This window comes from Aliifodinibius sp. S!AR15-10 (genome assembly GCF_031569985.1).
In the GTDB taxonomy this organism is placed as follows: Bacteria; Bacteroidota; Rhodothermia; order Balneolales; family Balneolaceae; genus JAMQKA01.
The window spans coordinates 41,143-59,148 of the sequence record NZ_JAMQKA010000038.1; the positions used below are offsets into that span (position 1 = coordinate 41,143).

The following is an 18,006-nucleotide window of genomic DNA, read 5'->3' on the forward strand; positions in this document are numbered from 1 at the left end:
CATCGGGAGATTGCCTCCCGACAGGTGTCGGGATCCCGATGGTCGCTGAATCCCTTGCAATGACAGTTTTTATGTCGAACTGACGTTACCTTAGGATTAGATTACCAGGTAAACTCATTTCAACAGTATCTTACAACAAACCATCAATATTTGTGAGAAATGAAAGTTACACGACCTCTTCTTGTGCGAAGTTGAAATCAATATTTGCCCCGTTGTCGTTGTAAATATCAATTTCGGCGTCGAGTTGTTTGATAAGAGTGGTAATAATAGACATTCCCAGGCTCTCAGTGGATTCCCGGGTGAACTCTTTGGGGAAACCGGCACCGTTATCGCGTACTTTAACGTGTATCCTTCCCTCCCTTTCACACATATCGATGCTAATGATTCCCCCGCCGTTAGCGGTAAAAGCGTGTTTGTATGCGTTCACAACCAGCTCATTCAGCAACAGGGAGCATGGAATCGCCTGGTTAATATTGAGGGCCACCGACTCAAGGTTTGTCTCAATCATGATATCCTCTTTCTCATTCATGTATGTACTGCCGATTGCATCCAGCAGATCCTGTATATACTTATCAAACTCTATGTATGAAAGATTTTCTGACTGGTACAGCTTTTCATGAACCAGGGCTATTGACTGCACCCTCAACTGACTGTCACGCAGGGCTGTTTCAGCAACTTCATCTTCCGTTTCCCAGATCTGCATCTGCAGCATACCCGAAATAACGGCCAGGTTATTTTTTACACGGTGATGAATCTCAGCAAGCAGAATCTCCTTTTCTTTCAGTGATTTTTTCACCTGCTCTTCCGCCTGTTTACGATCAGTAATATCACTGGCCAGGCATACCAAGCCTTTCATAGAACCATCAGAGTTATGCATGACAGCTTTTGAAAAGTTGACGGGAACCACTTTTTCTTCGCTCGTCCTATACAGGGTTTCAAAATTCTCCAGCTCCTTGTCCTCCTTTATCTTGTTCAACTCCTCTTCACTGACGTCATCAAACAAGATGTCCAGGGGTTCCCCAACCAGCTGTTCATCCGGGTATTTAAGCATTAAACGAGCTGCCGAATTAACCCTCTCAATACGAAAATGATCATCCGTAACCACCAGTGCATCTGCCATTGATTCGATGATATTGTCAACATAATCTTTGGAGAATGTAATTTTACTCAGATTCTCCGCCATCCTGTTTATTTCATTGGCCAGGGCCCCTATTTCATCCCGGGAACCGATCTGAATCCGCTCATCAAGATTTCCTTCTCCTATCTGTTTGGCTGTTTCACTCAACTTTTGGAGTGGTGTGGCAATAGACTGGTACAGGTATAGCGCAAGTCCGATTGAAAGCAATAATGCAATTATTGTTGCGAATGCCAACATTGTACCGGCAAACTCCAGCTTTGCGTTAAGGGCGTTGATCTGTTGATCCATGTTTTCTCTGCTTGATATCCTAACCTCTTCTATCAGTGGAATCAGGTTGGAACGGAAATAGGGCTCCACCGTAACGCTCAAAAACTCCCGGCCATCTTCATAACTTATCGCCGCAAGTTTAAAGAGCTCGTTCACAAGCGCCCGATAAATATCGAAACGACTTTTCAACTTATTAAGCACGTTCAACAGCTTCTGATGGTCTCCATGGTCTTCGTTAAATTGGGATTTGTGATTTTCCAGAATGAGCCTCGCAGAATCAAGTTTTGAACTAAAATCGTCAAGGGAGGACTTAACTTTCTTACTCGCTGTGGCCGCACGTATCTGAAAGTTGGAGGTATCTATCTGAATACTCTGGTTATAGCGCTTGTCCAGAAAATATTGGGCATTTAATAAGCTGTGATATAGTTTTAGTCCCATCTCCCCCGAATAGGCAAGCTCAATAATAGCATGCTCACTTTCTTCTACCAGCTGATTTTTGATCTGCTGGTTATAATACTGAGAAAATATACCGATGCCAGCCAGCAGCAGTGCTACAAAGCTAAAACTCAATAAAAGCTTGGTACTTAATTTCATGAAAAAAAGAAGCTTCTTCTAGTAAGTTCCCTCAATAATCAAAAAGCGCAACGGTATGAAGCTATATATATTGAAATGGTGGTTAAACAGCCAACACAGAATTGTTTGTAAGGATAATTTAATGTTGGATGGATTTCAATTTAACAACCATTATAGATTTTTAAAACCTGATTATCGATTCCATTTTTGCTCCAATCTGTTCAACACCGGGCATTACGGACTTCATGAGTGAAAGGTTATAGGGAACCGGGATGTCCGGCATCGTCAGCCGCTCCACCGGGGCATCCAGCAATGAAAAGCCCTCATCAGCCAATACGGTACATATTTCAGCGCCGAACCCCGCCGTCTGTGTATCTTCATGCACAACCAGACAACGATTAGTCTTTCTGAGAGATTCCAACACGCCCTGCTTATCCCAAGGCGTGAGTGTTCGCAGATCCAGGATATCTGCTGATATTCCTCTCTGACGCACAGCTTCCTCACAGCGTTCACACATTGCACCCCATGTTACGACGGTCAGCTCATCGCCTGTCTGCAGCTTGCTTAACTTGCCAAACGGCACCGCATAGTGATCGCCGGGATAAGGCCGGCGGGCGTACTTGGCATCCAGCAAATTGCGATGTTCAAAAAAGATCGTGGGATTATTAGATCGCATCGCCGTTCGCAGCAGGCCCACCGCGTCTTCAGCATTGCTCGGCATCGCTACCTGCCAACCGACGGCATGGGTAAAGAAGGATTCAAAGCTTTCGCTATGCCAGGGATCACCAAACTTGGCAAAACCCCCGGGAATGCGGACTACGATGGGAGCCGCAAAGCGGTTGTTGGTACGCCAGCGTATAGTTCCACAATTTTTCAGCTGTTCTGTGGCGGGATCAGCGTACTTCCGGAATTGAATCTCGGCCACTGGCATAAAACCGGCGCAGGCTAATCCAACAGCCCGGCCTATGATCCCCTCTTCTGAGAGGCTGGTATCAAAAACCCGCCGTTCGCCAAACTGCTTCTGGAGTCCCATTGTTGCGGCGTGGACACCGCCCTTTTCTCCCACATCTTCCCCAAAGACTAAAAGCTTCGCATTGGTTTCAAGCTCATACTCGAGGGTACGCCGGATCGCCTCGACAATATTGATCCGGTTCTTCTCAGATTCCACCTTATAACTGCTTTCCGGGAACTGGTGATTTTGTGGAGCCAGACCACCCATCAACTGGACATCTTCCGTACCATCCGGCTTTGTTTCAGAAAACAGGTACTTCTTTGTTGTTGAAGGATCAGGATCCGGTCGTCGCAGAGCTGCCTCTACTGCTTCATCGATCTCTTTTTTCACTTCGTTTTGAAGGTCATTCCATTCCTGCTGAGAAATAATATCGGGGATCAAAAATGATTTTAATTTTAGCAGAGGATCATTTTGCCGTTCTTGCTCCAACAAATCATCACTCTTGTAGGCCTGGTTGTCCGTTGATGAATGTCCCCCGAGCCGCGGCATTGTAAGGTGCAGCAAGACCGGTCCACGCCCTGAACGGACATACTCAACCGATTCTTTAATAAGCTCATTGGCTTCTTCGGGTTCAGTACCGTCGCCGTCAAAAATCCGGAGGTTTTTAAAGGAGTAGAGGTTTTTTGCAATATTTCCGCCCGGTGTCTGGTACTCGGAGGGAACCGACAAGCCAAACTGATTATCCTCGATATAAAAAAGGACAGGCAGGTGTTGGGTTGTGGCAATCGTAATGGCTGACCAGAAACCATTTGCTGCCACCGAGCCATCACCGCCGAGAACTGTGGCAATAGCCTTTTCAAATTCCTGCTCCTGCAGCTCCTTTTGATGATAGCTGATGCCCTGTGCCCAGCCTACCGCGGGCGTATACTGTGAGCCCACATCACCGGCCATCGGCAAAACAGTAGCTTCGCCACCGGTTCCGGGCCTGTTGCAGACCACACCAATATCACGGCCGTCACTGTATCCGCCCGACTTCGCCATGGAGGCTGCAAAGGCCTCCTCAACTGACAATCCCAAAGTGAGCAGGATCGGCCTGGACCGGTAATATGCACTCACGCCATCATGTCTATGGGTCAGGCGTGATCCAAGCAACACCTGCCCCAGCTCATGTCCCCTTGCTGAAAATTGGTAGGACACTTTCTTTTGAGGAAACAGTTCATTCTCCTCTTTGTCATCGATGATCCGAGAGGTAAGCACGAACCGGGCTATCCTCTTCCAGTCGATGCCCTTCTTTGTCTCAGATACAGTAGTTTTTGAATACGAGTTATCTGCCATAACACGACTATTTTACGCATCTTTTTCATAGAAAATTTGATCAAACAGTTCCTGGAAACTGCTTTCAAAATGGTCCATTTCGCGCTCTGTTCCGATTGTAATTCGGATACAGCTGGGTAGATCAAATCCATGGGTGCGGCGCAGGATAACCCCTTTCTTCAACATCTCTTGGGTAAACTTTTGTGCCAGCTGCGCATCAGGCAAGATCATCATAACGGAATTCGCTGCCGAAGGTACATATTCCACATTATGCTGGTCAAAGAAAGAATATATTCGCTCTCTGCCCTTCTCTACCATCTTCCTGGATTTTTCAATAAACGCGGTGTCATCATATGCAGCATAAGCCGCAGCCTGACCAAGAGCGGTGGATTCAAACGTAAGCTTGGTTTTCATCATCATATCGATCAACCTGCGATGTCCTATCCCATACCCAATACGGAAACCAGCAAGGCCATACGCCTTTGAAAAAGTACGAAGCGTTAGGAGATTCTCGTGCGAATAGGTGAGCGAATCGGGATAATCATGGATTGTCTCTGCATATTCAAAATACGCCTCATCCATCACGACAATAATATCCTCCGGCACGCGGTCCATGAACGCATCAAATTCTTCTTGGGTCACAAAGGTTCCGGTGGGATTATTCGGATTGGCGATGTATATCAATTTTGTTTGTTCTGTAATAGCATCAGCCATCGCCTGCAGGTCAAATCGATAGCCCTCGGTCATAGGAATCTTGTGGACTGGTATATCCTGTACCTCGGCATAGATCCAGAAATTGGCAAACGTAGCCTCGGAGGTAATCGCATCTTCATCCTTGTCAAAAAAAGTTCGGCACATGTTGGCAATCAGGCTCTCTGATCCATAACCAAGAATAACATTCTCTCGGGCAAAGCCGTGTCGATTAGCTATTTTGCTTCTCAGCTTCCTACCTATAGGATCCGGGTAATCGTGGATCGTGGACAACGCTTTCTCAACCGCCGGTTGTACTCGTTCGCTGCAACCAAGCCTGTTTTCATTGGAAGCAAGTTTGGAGATCTGCGACGGATTATACAACTCCTGCACTTCTGCAATAGTCTTACCCGGCTCATACGGCGTTAACCTTTCGATATTCGGAGGTACAAGCGGGCGCTTTCTCTTTTCAGACATGACGATACTTTTAGCTGACTTTTGATACTCCAATATCTTCAAATTAACACTTTTAACCAAGGCGGGGAAAGCCTTAACATTGAAAACAGGTTTTGAACTATCCTATACCCTGTTAACTTTACCTCCAAATAATCTGCATAACCGAAATTACCATTTATGAATATTGTTGTTACAGGGGCCAGTCGTGGTATTGGCTATGCCACGGTCAAAACGTTGGCCACAGAAGGACATTCCGTCGTAGGTACGGCACGTAGTGAGGACCTGCTGAATACCCTTGAACAGGAAGTACCGCACAAAATCAATACATTCGTAGCAGACCTTACTGATGACGAAAGCGTGGACCAGTTATCCTCGCATATCTCATCCACTTTCGCCAAAGTTGATGTATTGGTTAACAATGCGGGCGGCCTGATCAACAAACCGTTTGAAGAGCTCACCATGGACGAGTGGCAAAATATGATCGAGGTTAATCTCCTTTCGGCTGTACGACTTACCAAAGCGATGCTCCCACAATTTGATGCGGGTTCACACATCATCAATATAAGCAGTATGGGCGGTTACCAGGAAAGCGCCAAGTTTCCGGGACTTTCGGCATACAGCGTTGCCAAGGGCGCCTTGACGACCCTGAGCGAATGCCTGACCGTTGAACTGGCTGACAGGGGCATCACCGTGAATGCACTATGCCTTGGAGCCGTGGAGACCGAAATGTTTAATGCCGCTTTCCCTGATTTCGATGCCCCTGTTACGGCTGAGCAGATGGGGAATTACCTGGCCGATTTTGCTGTGAATGGGTCCACCTTCTACAACGGCAAGGTACTTCCCGTTTCGCTTGCAGACCCCGGGTAAGCCCCCTCTGGCTTTTTCTCTCAAATTGGGATGAAGAGTCAGATTTACTACCTTTGCTAACGAAATTCAATCAACAACAAACGTTGAGAGTCGTGAAGTATAAACATCTACAGATTTCTATAGTCATTTTTTTGCTTGTTTCATTTTTCCAGATCCAATCTAGCCAGGCCCAAACCATTAAAATATTGGGTGGAAACACGCTAAATGGGGCAGTAAACGGTACTATTCTTGGTGGGGCTACCATGGCCCTTCAAAACTCCAACGACTTTTATGAGCCATTGCGGGTCGGTTTGGGAGCCGGGACGCTCTACGGACTGTCGGTAGGCATCTATGATATATCTCAAACCTCAACAGGCCAGCAGTACTACGTCTCCGGAACGTTTAATGACGGGGACAACTCCACGATCATCGTACTTTTGGATACTATTTACGGCGCCGCTGGTGGTGCCATTGTGGCCACCTCTTTTAATCTTATAGCAGACCGGGCGATTGAGGAGGGGCTCCAGTACGGGGCTGGCGTCGGCGCCTGGGCCGGATTTGGCTTTGGCCTGATCGATACTTTCCTGCTGGCACGAAGAGCGGGTGATTTCCAGTCTGCTGCCACGCCCGCCAGTTCGCCACAACAAGGAATGATCTCATTCGCTGATCAGACATCCGGTTACAGCATCAATTTGCTGAATCCCACTATCTTTTACCAAACGGAAATCAACAGTTCCGATATTTCAGTACAATCAACAGTGGGAATCGATCTGGTAAACTTCCAGCTCCAACTATAGACTTACTGGTCGTTAAGATCAAAGTCATCAGGGGCTTCAAAACTTGCCCCTTCTACTCCTTCACTTTTGGCAAGTACTTTCAGCAATTCTCGCACCGTGTTGGTATGCCCGGAAAGGGAAGGATGGAGTCCATCATTGAGATAGTTCCAGGCTTCGGGTTCATCTTCGCCCATTCTCATGCCTCGTGGATCAACGATATACCCTTTCTTACCACTCAGGATTTCCCGGTATTTTAGCAGATCCTCATTCTGGATATTGAAATTGAAAAGGCGGAAATCTTCCAGCATCTCCGACATTACGGGTGGGGGACTAATCCAGATGACGGGGTTGTCCGTCAACTCAGCTGTCACATCTTCAATGGCGTTGGTATTTTCCCAGTATTCGGCCAGTGGAACCAGCGTACGGTCGGGCGTCAAGTTCATGCGGGCGGCATCGAAGGTCCCCAGGGAGACAATCACCCAGTCGGGTTCATGTGCTGCGAGATCTCTGTCGAGCCGGCGGAGGGCATCAGTGCTCGTATCATAAGAAACGCCACTGTTTACAAACGTAAAATCTGCCTCAGGCACCGATATCTCCAGGGCATAACCCAGGATACTAAACCAGCTCTGCAGGTCGTCGGTGGTTGAATCACCAATCGCAACAATTGTATCGTCACTATCGAAGGGCAGTTCATCGATCCATTGCGCTACCTTCTCTTCCTCCAGTAGTTCAAGTGCCGCTTCCTTGGCATTTTGGTCAAACTTGGTTCTGTTTTCCTTGAGTTCCTGTTCATCAAGTCCCAGCAACCCCGCCATCGCCTTGGTGTTGCGGATGCCAGGCAGTAATGGATATCGTTTCTCAAGGTTCAGAAATTGAAGCAGGTATGTTTCTAAAACTTCCTTTTCTTTCTTCGACGCTTTGGCGTTAGACATGTATGTTTTCTACTAATTTAATTTGGTGAATAAAGCCTGTTAAAATAAGGATTTAGTCATCCAATATTTAGGTTAATGATCACTTAATAATTGATCTACCAGCTCAGGCGTTCCTTCTGCGGCTGTCTTTTCAAAATGTTGCCATCCCTTTGCCGGCATGATGTCCGGGCGCTCGGGATCGATAATATATTTGGGAATATCGGAAGGGGCATAGTCTACCAGTCCCGCCGCAGGATAGACTACCAGCGAAGTGCCGATAACGATCAATGTATCTGCTTTGGGCACAATTTGGGCTGCTTTTTCCATGTTAGGTACCATCTCCCCAAACCATACGACATGCGGTCGCAGTTGGCCTCCGTCTTCTGCGGTATCTCCCATTTCTATATCGTCATCACCGATCTCATACACCAGCGATTTATCCTTCACACTTCTAGCCTTGCTGAGTTCGCCGTGAAGATGCAGCACATCGGAAGAGCCGGCTCTTTCATGCAGGTTGTCTACATTCTGCGTGATGATGGTCACATCAAATTTAGATTCAAGTCGCATCAACGCCTTGTGCCCTTTGTTCGGATCGACATCGTAGAGTTGCCTGCGTCGCTTGTTATAAAATTCCAGTACACGTTCGGGATCTTTCCGCCATCCCTCCACGGTAGCCACTTTTTTGATATCATAACCTTCCCAGAGGCCATCGGAACCGCGAAATGTTTGCAGGCCGCTGTCGGCACTCATTCCTGCCCCGGTCAGTACAATTATTTTCTTCATTGGTCAAAAAGTCCGCTATTAAAGGTTTGGTATAACGCGTTTAGTGGTTAAAAAGCAGACTTTGTGTCATCCTGAACTTGTTTCAGGATCTCGCAGGGCTTCTGCCGTTGATTTCAGCCCTCAATAGATCAGCGTTTGGTGCCCACACGAGTTTCCCGACTGCTGTCGGGAGTCCGGGATGACACAGAGGATATTTCTTGGTTCTTTGCCATCTAACCTAACCCCTAAACACGTTGGTATAATTAATCTTCAGCGAAACATACAGCCTGCCTCCTATTAGCGCAAGTGCTGCTGCCGTTGAAAAGGTGGACTCCACCAGTACCTTTTATATCATATCTCGTGAAGCTGTCTTAAAAGTCCGTTTAAAAAATGGATCACTAAAAATTTCAGGCTCAATACCTATCGGTCAATCCTCCTGTCCTTACCGAAAGTGTTTGGGGCAAGCTATTCCAAGTACCTGCACCGACTATACTATATGACTCAAAGTTCTTAAATAGGCTCTGAAAAAATCCCTCTTGGAGCACTGACCGACTACTGACGGTAGAGGGTTTTAGGGAGATTGATCTTGCCTTAATTATTAGGGTGACTATTTCTTAAGTAGGGCCTACTCAAAAAGTCTGATTTATGCTTGAAAAAACCATAATTCCCGGACGATGGCTTCCCCCCCAAAAGTCCAGAAAATCCCTGCAATAAATTTGTTTAAAGCGAACGGAGTAGAAAAGCAATGGTCTCTAATAAGCCTAAAAACGAGAATATCTGGGATTTTTTGGTGACTTTTTTGGTTCGTTTTTTGGTCATACAAAAAATGAACATACCTATTTGCGTTAGCAGCTTCTTGCTAAAATCGGGGATTACTGGACTGTTCATGGGCTTGGTGAAATGCATTGAAATTTGATAACAGATCAAAAAACCTTGCACAAGGCATGTAAAATCCACGAACCCATTGCTAACAATTATTTAAAGGGGGTCTGAGAAGCCCTAATTAAGGCTTATGGGCAGGTTCACGCAGGGTATTGACCTCTGGTTACCTTTATAAAATTTTTTTGTAAGGATTACCCTTCTCAGCGATCTATAGTAATAGAGGTCACAACCGATGATCTCCATCGAGATGGTATGCCGACGATTTTTTTCACTCCGGTAGCGGCGCCCGGTATGCCACAGAACGCTGCGTTGACCGGCAAAACTCATCATTTAAAAAAGAGAAGCAGTACAATGGCATTACAATTTTACCTGAGACCAAATCACATGACCGACGATCCCAACAATTACATAGCTGTCAGCCGTAACCCAGAAAGTTACACCCTGGAGGATATATTTGAACATATGACGCGAGAGGGTTCAACCATTACCAAAGCAGAGGCATTGGCCGGCTTTGAGGAGGTCACCAGGGGAATCATCAGGCTGGTGGCACAGGGTAACTCAGTGATCACACCGCTTGTCAATATACGTCCCACTGTTCGCGGGGTATTTGACGGGAAAGAGGACAACTTTGACCCCGCCCGGCATCAGGTTAGCATCAATGTATCGCCCGGGCTGCGACTGAAGGGTATCACGAACGATATCCCAACCGAGAAGATTGCGCCCCGTGAGCGGAAACCGGAACCGATGCACCTTCACGACAGCGAAACCGATTTGCAGGATCAACGTGTCACTCCAAAAGGCGGTGCCCGCATCACCGGTACCCTCCTGAAATTTGACGCCAAGGATCCCAAACAGGGTATATTCTTCGTTAATATTGACGACAACAGTGAAATACCGGTTGAATCCAATATGATAAAGAACAAACCCAAAGAGCTGGTCTTCATAAATCCGGACCTGGAGACCGGTATGTACCGTTTGGAAGTTCGCAGTAAAATCAAGGATACATCAAAAATTCGTAAAGGTATCTTGCCGGAAGAACTGACCGTGGTCAATCCTGACTAATGCATCGGACAGCGTCAAGGATTCTATTGCACTATGCATGCCATTAGTCCCCTTTTCCTGACTGAGAAGGGGGCTTTCCTGGTTTTTCATTCTACCTAATGCATCCTGAGATAAACATCTTATATCCCCTGAGACGATTATCTCATACCCACTGAGACGACTATCTCAGACATACCAAGACGATTATCTCGTATGTACTGAGACGATAGTCTCAATACAATTAATACTATTAAAGGATTTGAGGGAAACGATATACCATCCTATGAAAGGTATGAGGAGGAACGGCAATTGACAGTTTATAAAAGTCCGTTTAAAAAGATGGGTCCTTAAAAAATCCAGGTATTGGTTGGTTCCAAATTTACCAGTCAATCCTCCCGTTCTCCTTCTCAAATAAGGAACTCCGGGGTAAATAATAACTCAAAGTTCTGAATAGGCTCCGAAAAAGTCCCTCCCAGACGGTGGTCGAAACTTAAAAACTGACACCAAAAAAAGTCACCAGTGAACGCATCACCTGCTTTGGCACGTTCCCCACTTTTCTCCAATCTGGTTGCAGAGATTTTCCGGATTTAGGGGGACATAGCCATCTTTGGTCACTCGTCTCTTCCGGCCTTGTAAAGGTGACCGCCCGGAAGGAAACGGAGGGAAGCGTAAAAGAAAAAATCTGTGATTTTTTTAGCGGAACGTAGTGCCCTTCAGGTTAGCTTTACATCAGCCGGTGATTCGTTTTTTTATCACTAAAAAAATGAATACCACAATGGAATAAGACGCAACATGATAATTAGAACTCTCTTGTTCTTAGCCCTCAGTCAGCGGATTTGTTCACACAAAATGGAACGCCTCTTCCTCAGAAAAGGTGGGCGTGACTTTTTAAGTAAGCTCTAATTACTTAGGTGACTTCTTATCAAGTTAGACCTTTGGATAACCTCAAGTGATTGCATACGTGCTTCTGGCTACTCCCTTTGAAAAAGAACCATCTCCCCCCCAAGACTGTCGGGTCGGAAGCAAATGCCACGATATAATTCAATGCAATAACTCAAAATCAACAATTTCACCCGGTCTGAGGTCAATATCACTCGTATTATGATATGAGATTTCTACCGGCAGGCCACTTTCTGTTGTCATTCCCGGGCGTTGCAGCCCCGGTTCAATGAGCCTTACCTGCCCGCCGAGGTTCACAATGTTTGTGGTAAAAGATTCCCTGCCGGGACGCCGGGTTTGTACCTGCACTTTCATGCCCACTTCCGGGGAGATTTTGAACGGCTGGCGGACATACCCAACAATATGCTGCGGCTGTTTCGACTCTACTTCCAGCAGCAGGGATCCTGCGTCAACGTACGCTCCATTGGGCTGATGTATTCTGCTTATGACTCCATCCATCGGGGCATAGAGTGGACGTGGCTCCAACTCCAGTTCCACCGCGCGCAACTCCTTTTGCTGCACATTGATGGCGGCCATTACCGGGTTAGCGGGCTCCTCCCCGCCAAAATTATTATACCTGTTGAGCTCCTCAATACGATTTTGAAGCTCCTGGATAAGTTTCTCTGTCTCTTGCTTTTGAACCTCCAGCATTTCGACTTCGGTTAGCAAAGAATCGTACTGCCTGTCCGAAATTACGGAATCCTGGTATAGCTTTTGGCTTCGTTTAAAATCTGTTTTGGCACGCTGCAGCTGCAGCTCGGTTTGCGCCAGGGTTATGCGCTGGTTCATCAGCTCAACGCGGAGACCCTCGAAATCGATTTGGGCCCGCTGGTTATCGATAGCCGGCGTCATCTGTTCCCGGATGGCAATCATACGCTGCCGGATCACATCTAGGCGGGCGTTTACCAGTGCCGTATCCGTAATGACGATCTCCCCCAACAGGTCTCCCTGCTTCACTTCATCGAACTGGGAATACCTGAAGTTGACCCAACGCCCTCTTTCCGGTGAAGTAATAACAGAGCGTTCCCCAACCACTTTGCCCATATATTCGGGCGAATGTATTCGTTGTGACCAGAGATATGCCACTACCCCAGCCACCACAAGAAATACTAACACCGGTACGCCTCGAACTCTCAGTTCTTGCAGTCGCTGCTTCCATGGAATACGTATAGGTTCAAAATTCTCTGACATCCGTTTATACCTCCGACTCGTCTTCAGCTTTTAAGCTGCTTACGTTAGAAACTCCGTTTAGATCTCGTGCCTCCTGCAGCAGCTTGTCCACCTGGTTTGAATCTCGCAGCAACAGCCTGTAGGAGAGATGAGCTACATTTTCTTCCTCTGAAGAACGCTGGGATGCAAGTGAAATCCTGAATGCATGCCTTTCCAAGAAGAGCTCCACTTTATCCAGTTTTGAAAGAGGCTGGGCCCAGTCCAGGTTAAGAATCAGGTCATAGCGCTGGCGGGACCCAAAATTAGTGAACCAGATATAAATCAGGGCAAGTGATGAGATCAGTGTACCGACCAGGGCCGTGGTAAATTTTTGCGTTCCGCATGCCATGCCCACTACAATGACCGCCAAAATAAACACGGTGTCCAGCGTATCCCTCAGGATATTCCGGAATCGAACGACAGCAAACACGGCCAACAGGCTAAATGCAGTAACAAGGTTATTATCCAATACCAACATTACCAATGCAACTGTAATAGGAAGCACAATCAGGGAACTCACGTAGGTCCGGGAATAAGACAACCCGGTGTGGGTGTACATATATACCCAGGCGATAATCTGCCCGCATAAAAATGCCAATAGTAGTCCCAGCAGTAGTGTAGAAATTTCTGTAGGAAGAGGAGCTGTATCCCCATATACCAGCCAATCACTCATAATTTAAACCATTTGGTAATCTATATTTTTAACTTGTTCCAGTGTAAAGCCTTTCAATCTCATGGTACCGTCTACATATTTTGCCGCGGATTCTCTCCACAGGTGATACCGTTCAATTAACTCCTGGAGCCAGTCCGGGTATCGATCAGTAAATTTGACCTCCAGGATCACCGTATCCCCAAAAACACTGGTCGGACTTTTCATGCTTGTTGAAAAATCGACTTCCGACACATTCTCAATCCTCACGTTCCGGTCAAATGTTACCCTGACCCTGTTTGTATTTGGGCGTTCATACGCCTCTCGGTCATATCGGACAAGGGCCTGGGACCGTGCATTAATCTGGTTCATCAGGTAGCAAAACTGCTCAAGTGCGTTCAGCTGCTCGCCGCTTGTACTAACCAGGTGCTTCCTAGACGGCATCTGTCCCCCGAGAAGTGCCGGTAAATATTTTCGATCAATTTGTGCCCGGCTTTTCCTGATGACTTTGTCATACCGTCGCTTAATTTCAAGGTACACCGGGCTGTCTAGTGAGGATTCATAGTACCGGATTCTCAGTTTAAACCTGTTCCTGTTTCCATTGATCGTGTCATGGTAGGTTTTCAGTGTGGGAGAATCAAGATATAGGCTATATACCGGGTAGGACCGGTCGGGTTGCGTGGCACCGTACGCATCACAGTCCAGGTATTGCCTGACAAAATAGCTTACTTCCAACGCTTTTGCCCGGCTAATCCTGTATTTATATTCGAATCGCTTTTTTTGAAGCTTTTCGCTCATGTTATAAAGTGTGCTGATCTGTTTCGGAAGCCAAGAGCTTTGCTCTGATACTCCCCGATTTTGTTTCCCCGAATGGAAGCCTTGGAAGCCTTACTTAATTAGAACCATCTTTTTACTTTCAACAAAGTTATCGGCCACAATCCTATAAAAATAAATGCTACTAGAAAGATTCTGGCCACTGAAACTCACTGTATGTCGCCCAGCCGGCATCTCTTCGTCAAGGAGTATGGCAATCCTGCGTCCTACAATATCATAGACTTCGATACGTACGTGACTTTGTTCCGGCAGCTCATAAGGAATTTCAGTACTGGGATTAAAGGGGTTGGGGAAATTCTGCTTCAGGGCAAATTCTTTCGGCATCTGTCCCTCTACATTTTCTGCAGTTCCCACCCGAATTTGTGAAATGTTAAGTTGAGAACGCGCCCCGCTGTCCTGATCTTCCCTGACACCTGTAAAATAATAGCGCCACAGCAGCTGGACCACCGGTTGTTCTTCCAGGCTGTCCGGCAGCATCACCGGTCCGATAACCTCTGTATGCCCTTCCTGTGCATTCCGCTCGTACTCAACAGGATTTCCATTGTCATCAAGCAGATCCTGGAAATTGCCCTCTGTTCCAACCCTGTACTGGAGGCGCACATTATATACCCGGGAGTTGGGCTCCACCGTACCGGCCGTCCATTCCACTGTGATGTCAGACGAATTCCGTGTGTCGAGCGCCAGTAGTGCACCTCCCAGTTTAAGGCCCGGATACCCCGGATTCCCATCCAGGTTTTCAGTATTTACAAACGAAAATCCATTTTGCCCCAGTCCATTGATACGCGTCCTGGAATCCAGGTTATAGGCACCTTCAGTAAGGTCGTCAACTGTTGAGCTGATCCCCGGTTCATTTTCTCCCATATACACAAAAGCCATCGATTCGGGAAAATTTCCGGCCGGCTGGCCTGGCTGCCATTCATTAAACTCATAATTCCCTTCCGACAATCTGTGTGGAGTTATTTGTATTGATTTCCTCTTAAACGTGGCCTTAACCTCTTGGGATTCTGAAGAAGAAATCGTAATGACCGAATCTTCTGCTATTTCCGTTTCTACTCCTTCCCATTTTGCAAATGCATAACCCGGTTTGGGAACTGCTTCAAGCGTAATTGGAGTTCCGCTAAAATAAGTTCCAGTCCAGGGATATCCCTTTCCCTTCTGACTCTGCGCATCTTCAACCAACAAACTGTTAATTTTCACCTGACCTTCGGCTTCAGAAGATACTGCCAGTGAAACGTGTATGGTATCTGAAATGCCAAAGTGATTCATCAGGTGTTTTAAGGAATAAGTCCTCCTGTTTTGGGCAAATTCGCGCATCCGGTTGACATTGAAATCCCAATACGATCTACTTGTGGGATGTCCCCACCTGTCGATATGTTCTTCAATGACAGGATCAATTTTTTCTTCAAATTCCGTCAATAAGGGTAAAATTTGTGACGGATGGAAAGTGGTATTCAGGAGATCAGCATAGCGGTTTAGAAATTTATTTTTGAACTGGTCATTTTTTAGCACATTTCTGAATAAAAACGTTGACCACGGGGGATTGGGATATGAAGGGCCATTAGCTTCAGTAATGGTCGCTATTTTGTCGGCTTCATAGTGATCAAGATTATCTCCGAAGCTGTAGTCGGCATCATAGAACATCCATCGCCAGCGCCCATCCTTTCCCACAGGAGCCCCTTCCTGGTATCCGTTAGTACGCAAGCGCCAATAATCTGTATTGTTACCGGGCCAGTCATCATTGGCTACAAATGTTTTAGCAATGATATAGTCGATATAGTTGTTGACATCCATTCTGGTTTTCACCTCTTGGTAATGCTTGTCCTCAGAAAGGTCATTGGATTCAATATAGGAAAGCATATTACTGTAGTGTTCACTACTACCCTGCTTAACCACCTGGTTATTTTCAAGGTAATCGATATTATCTTCATCTACATCATAGGTGCGGCCGATGTAATCCTCGTCATATCGCTCCCTTAAATTCATAATGCCCCAGTACTCCCCGTTAACAAACACGATGGTTGCACGATAGGCCATAGTATCAAAGTTGAGTTCATTCACCAGCTCATGTACAAACACATCGTGATACATCGTAGGCAACACCATAAAATCCTGCCCGGAGTTACGCAATATGAGCCTGTCATACTCGTCATAGGGAAGCTGAGGAAATATCTCGTGATTAAATCGATTGTCCCCGTATTCATTCCGGGCATACAGTCTAAAAGATTTCAAGGGTACTGCCCGTGAACCTCCACCGTGAATACGTATGCCAATATCCTGGTTAAACTCAATTTCTCCCTGCTCATCAAACAGCTCAAAACTGGCGGGACGCTCCCATGCATCACCGCGTTCAAAATAGTTAGCATGATCTCCCCAATAACCCTCGCCAAAGCCATTCTCTTCATAAATTTTTCCGGGAACATAAATACCTTCTTCCTTCCCAAAAAGATTAACGGAATCCGTCACAATCGATACCACTGGCAAATGATATCGATCACCTCCGGCAGCATCCACAAAATAGGTATTCGTTACCGTTTTTGAGGGCTTAGCTCCTTCTTTAAAAACGCGTGACCGAACCACCGTACCCTTAAACATTTGCCCTTGCGGCTTGTACCATTTGTACTCTTTGTCATCAGCTTCCGCCGGGGTAGTGCGGATATTGGACAAATAATTGGGTTCATTAGTCCTGTCTTTAATTTGAATCGGTTCTTGGTAAACGGGACTGGTAGCATCTGGAACTGAACCGTCCAGGGTATATCTTATCACAGAATTAGGGTGTTCTGTGGAGAGGTGTAAACTAGAACTACTACGATAAAAACCGCTCTCCATCGAAAATGAAGGGGGATCCAGGAGTTCTCCCAATCCATCTGTTGTATTGGGCTCACCGGGTGTCGGAACTTCAAAGAAGTACCAGTCATCCGCGCCATCCGGTTTCCTACCGTAAGAAATATCAGTGGGGATTTCAGTAGAAGGAAATTGGTCGATGATATTTCCATCAGGGTCACTGAGTATAAGCTCCTCTCCATCTTGGTCTATCTGAAAACTTGTATGTAATTCTGAATTTGCATTACTCCTGTCTTTACCGGAAGCAAAAATCAGCATGTATTCATCGCTTTCCAGAGTCACTGCGGGTAGCACCCATTCAGATGGTTGATCGGGATCATCACTAAGACCGTAACCCTGTAAATTTATGGACTGGTTGGATGCATTATATAACTCTATCCAGTCTTCATTGTCTTGGTCCTCATCTATTATGCCGTCCCCATTGGACGCCAGCACCTCATTGATCTGAATATTTTGTGAGAAAGCTATAAACGGAGTGAAAAGAAATATGGACAATACAACGTATAGTCCTTTTGTATTCGAAAAAGCCACGAGGAATTATCATAAATTTAACAGGTTATTTACGCATGATAAAATAAATAAAACCTTTAAAATTGCTACAATTTTAAAGTTAGAATCTCTTTAGGATTTTTTTGATGAATATTAAGTCGATTCCCTAGTATAAATCAGATTAAAATACGTAGCCTTATTTGTTCAATTCACCCATTTTTAGGCTAAGAAAAGAAATGCAAAAGTCAACTCCTTATAAACTTTAAAACAAAAAAAGCTTCCTGTTGGGAAGCCGTGGTGTGGGGGGAATAATAAAAAAAGAGGAGGCGAGGACCTACGCTTCCGCCTTGTGGCAGTACCATTGGCGCGGCAGGGCTTAACGGCCGTGTTCGGGATGGGAACGGGTGGGGCCCCTGCGCTGTGGCTCACCTCCTCAA

General features: G+C 46.2%; 12 protein-coding genes and 1 rRNA gene. 3 read left to right on the forward strand and 10 right to left on the reverse strand.

Features of this window, described 5'->3' with window-relative positions; all coding sequences use genetic code 11:
* Positions 1-166: 166 nt before the first annotated feature.
* The 3 genes from NC796_RS19495 to hisC form a co-directional block, all read right to left on the reverse strand.
* Positions 167-1,999, reverse strand: coding sequence for a histidine kinase dimerization/phosphoacceptor domain -containing protein (locus NC796_RS19495; protein WP_310686901.1), 1,833 nt, complete (start codon positions 1,997-1,999; stop codon positions 167-169).
* 160 nt (positions 2,000-2,159) lie between these two features.
* Complete coding sequence (locus tag NC796_RS19500) at positions 2,160-4,265, reverse strand: thiamine pyrophosphate-dependent enzyme (protein WP_310686905.1); 2,106 nt, start codon at positions 4,263-4,265, stop codon at positions 2,160-2,162.
* A 12-nt stretch (positions 4,266-4,277) separates the two neighbouring features.
* A complete protein-coding gene (gene hisC, locus NC796_RS19505) occupies positions 4,278-5,411 on the reverse strand; it encodes a histidinol-phosphate transaminase (protein ID WP_310686907.1) in 1,134 nt (377 codons plus the stop codon).
* A gap of 156 nt (positions 5,412-5,567) precedes the next feature.
* Between hisC and NC796_RS19510 the strand changes: the two genes are divergently transcribed.
* Together NC796_RS19510 and NC796_RS19515 are read left to right on the forward strand one after the other, a co-directional pair.
* Positions 5,568-6,257: an SDR family oxidoreductase gene (locus NC796_RS19510; RefSeq protein WP_310686910.1), complete on the forward strand. Its 690-nt coding sequence runs from the start codon at positions 5,568-5,570 to the stop codon at positions 6,255-6,257.
* A gap of 92 nt (positions 6,258-6,349) precedes the next feature.
* Positions 6,350-7,033, forward strand: coding sequence for a hypothetical protein (locus NC796_RS19515; protein ID WP_310686911.1), 684 nt, complete (start codon positions 6,350-6,352; stop codon positions 7,031-7,033).
* A 2-nt stretch (positions 7,034-7,035) separates the two neighbouring features.
* Here NC796_RS19515 and NC796_RS19520 read toward each other — a convergent pair whose 3' ends face one another.
* Both NC796_RS19520 and NC796_RS19525 read right to left on the reverse strand, forming a co-directional pair.
* Positions 7,036-7,944 (reverse strand): GDSL-type esterase/lipase family protein, encoded by a 909-nt coding sequence (locus NC796_RS19520; RefSeq protein WP_310686912.1) that lies wholly within the window; start codon positions 7,942-7,944, stop codon positions 7,036-7,038.
* Between the two features lie 72 nt (positions 7,945-8,016).
* Positions 8,017-8,706, reverse strand: coding sequence for an NAD-dependent deacylase (locus NC796_RS19525; protein ID WP_310686914.1), 690 nt, complete (start codon positions 8,704-8,706; stop codon positions 8,017-8,019).
* A gap of 1,212 nt (positions 8,707-9,918) precedes the next feature.
* On the opposite strand from NC796_RS19525, the gene NC796_RS19530 reads away from it, so the two are divergent.
* Positions 9,919-10,629 (forward strand): DNA-binding domain-containing protein, encoded by a 711-nt coding sequence (locus NC796_RS19530; RefSeq protein WP_310686915.1) that lies wholly within the window; start codon positions 9,919-9,921, stop codon positions 10,627-10,629.
* A gap of 1,020 nt (positions 10,630-11,649) precedes the next feature.
* Here NC796_RS19530 and NC796_RS19535 read toward each other — a convergent pair.
* The 5 genes from NC796_RS19535 to rrf all read right to left on the reverse strand — a co-directional run bounded on the left by NC796_RS19535 (position 11,650) and on the right by rrf (position 18,002).
* The gene (locus tag NC796_RS19535) at positions 11,650-12,738 is read right to left on the reverse strand and encodes an HlyD family efflux transporter periplasmic adaptor subunit (RefSeq protein ID WP_310686916.1); all 1,089 of its coding nucleotides are present in this window, start codon (positions 12,736-12,738) and stop codon (positions 11,650-11,652) included.
* A gap of 4 nt (positions 12,739-12,742) precedes the next feature.
* A complete protein-coding gene (locus NC796_RS19540; RefSeq protein WP_310686917.1) occupies positions 12,743-13,429 on the reverse strand; it encodes a DUF4956 domain-containing protein in 687 nt (228 codons plus the stop codon).
* Between the two features lie 3 nt (positions 13,430-13,432).
* Entirely contained in the window at positions 13,433-14,203 is a 771-nt protein-coding gene (locus NC796_RS19545) for a polyphosphate polymerase domain-containing protein (RefSeq protein WP_310686919.1), read from the reverse strand.
* A gap of 90 nt (positions 14,204-14,293) precedes the next feature.
* Positions 14,294-17,575: a CotH kinase family protein gene (locus tag NC796_RS19550; protein ID WP_310686920.1), complete on the reverse strand. Its 3,282-nt coding sequence runs from the start codon at positions 17,573-17,575 to the stop codon at positions 14,294-14,296.
* 315 nt (positions 17,576-17,890) lie between these two features.
* Positions 17,891-18,002 (reverse strand): 5S ribosomal RNA (rrf, locus tag NC796_RS19555).
* Positions 18,003-18,006: the final 4 nt, after the last annotated feature.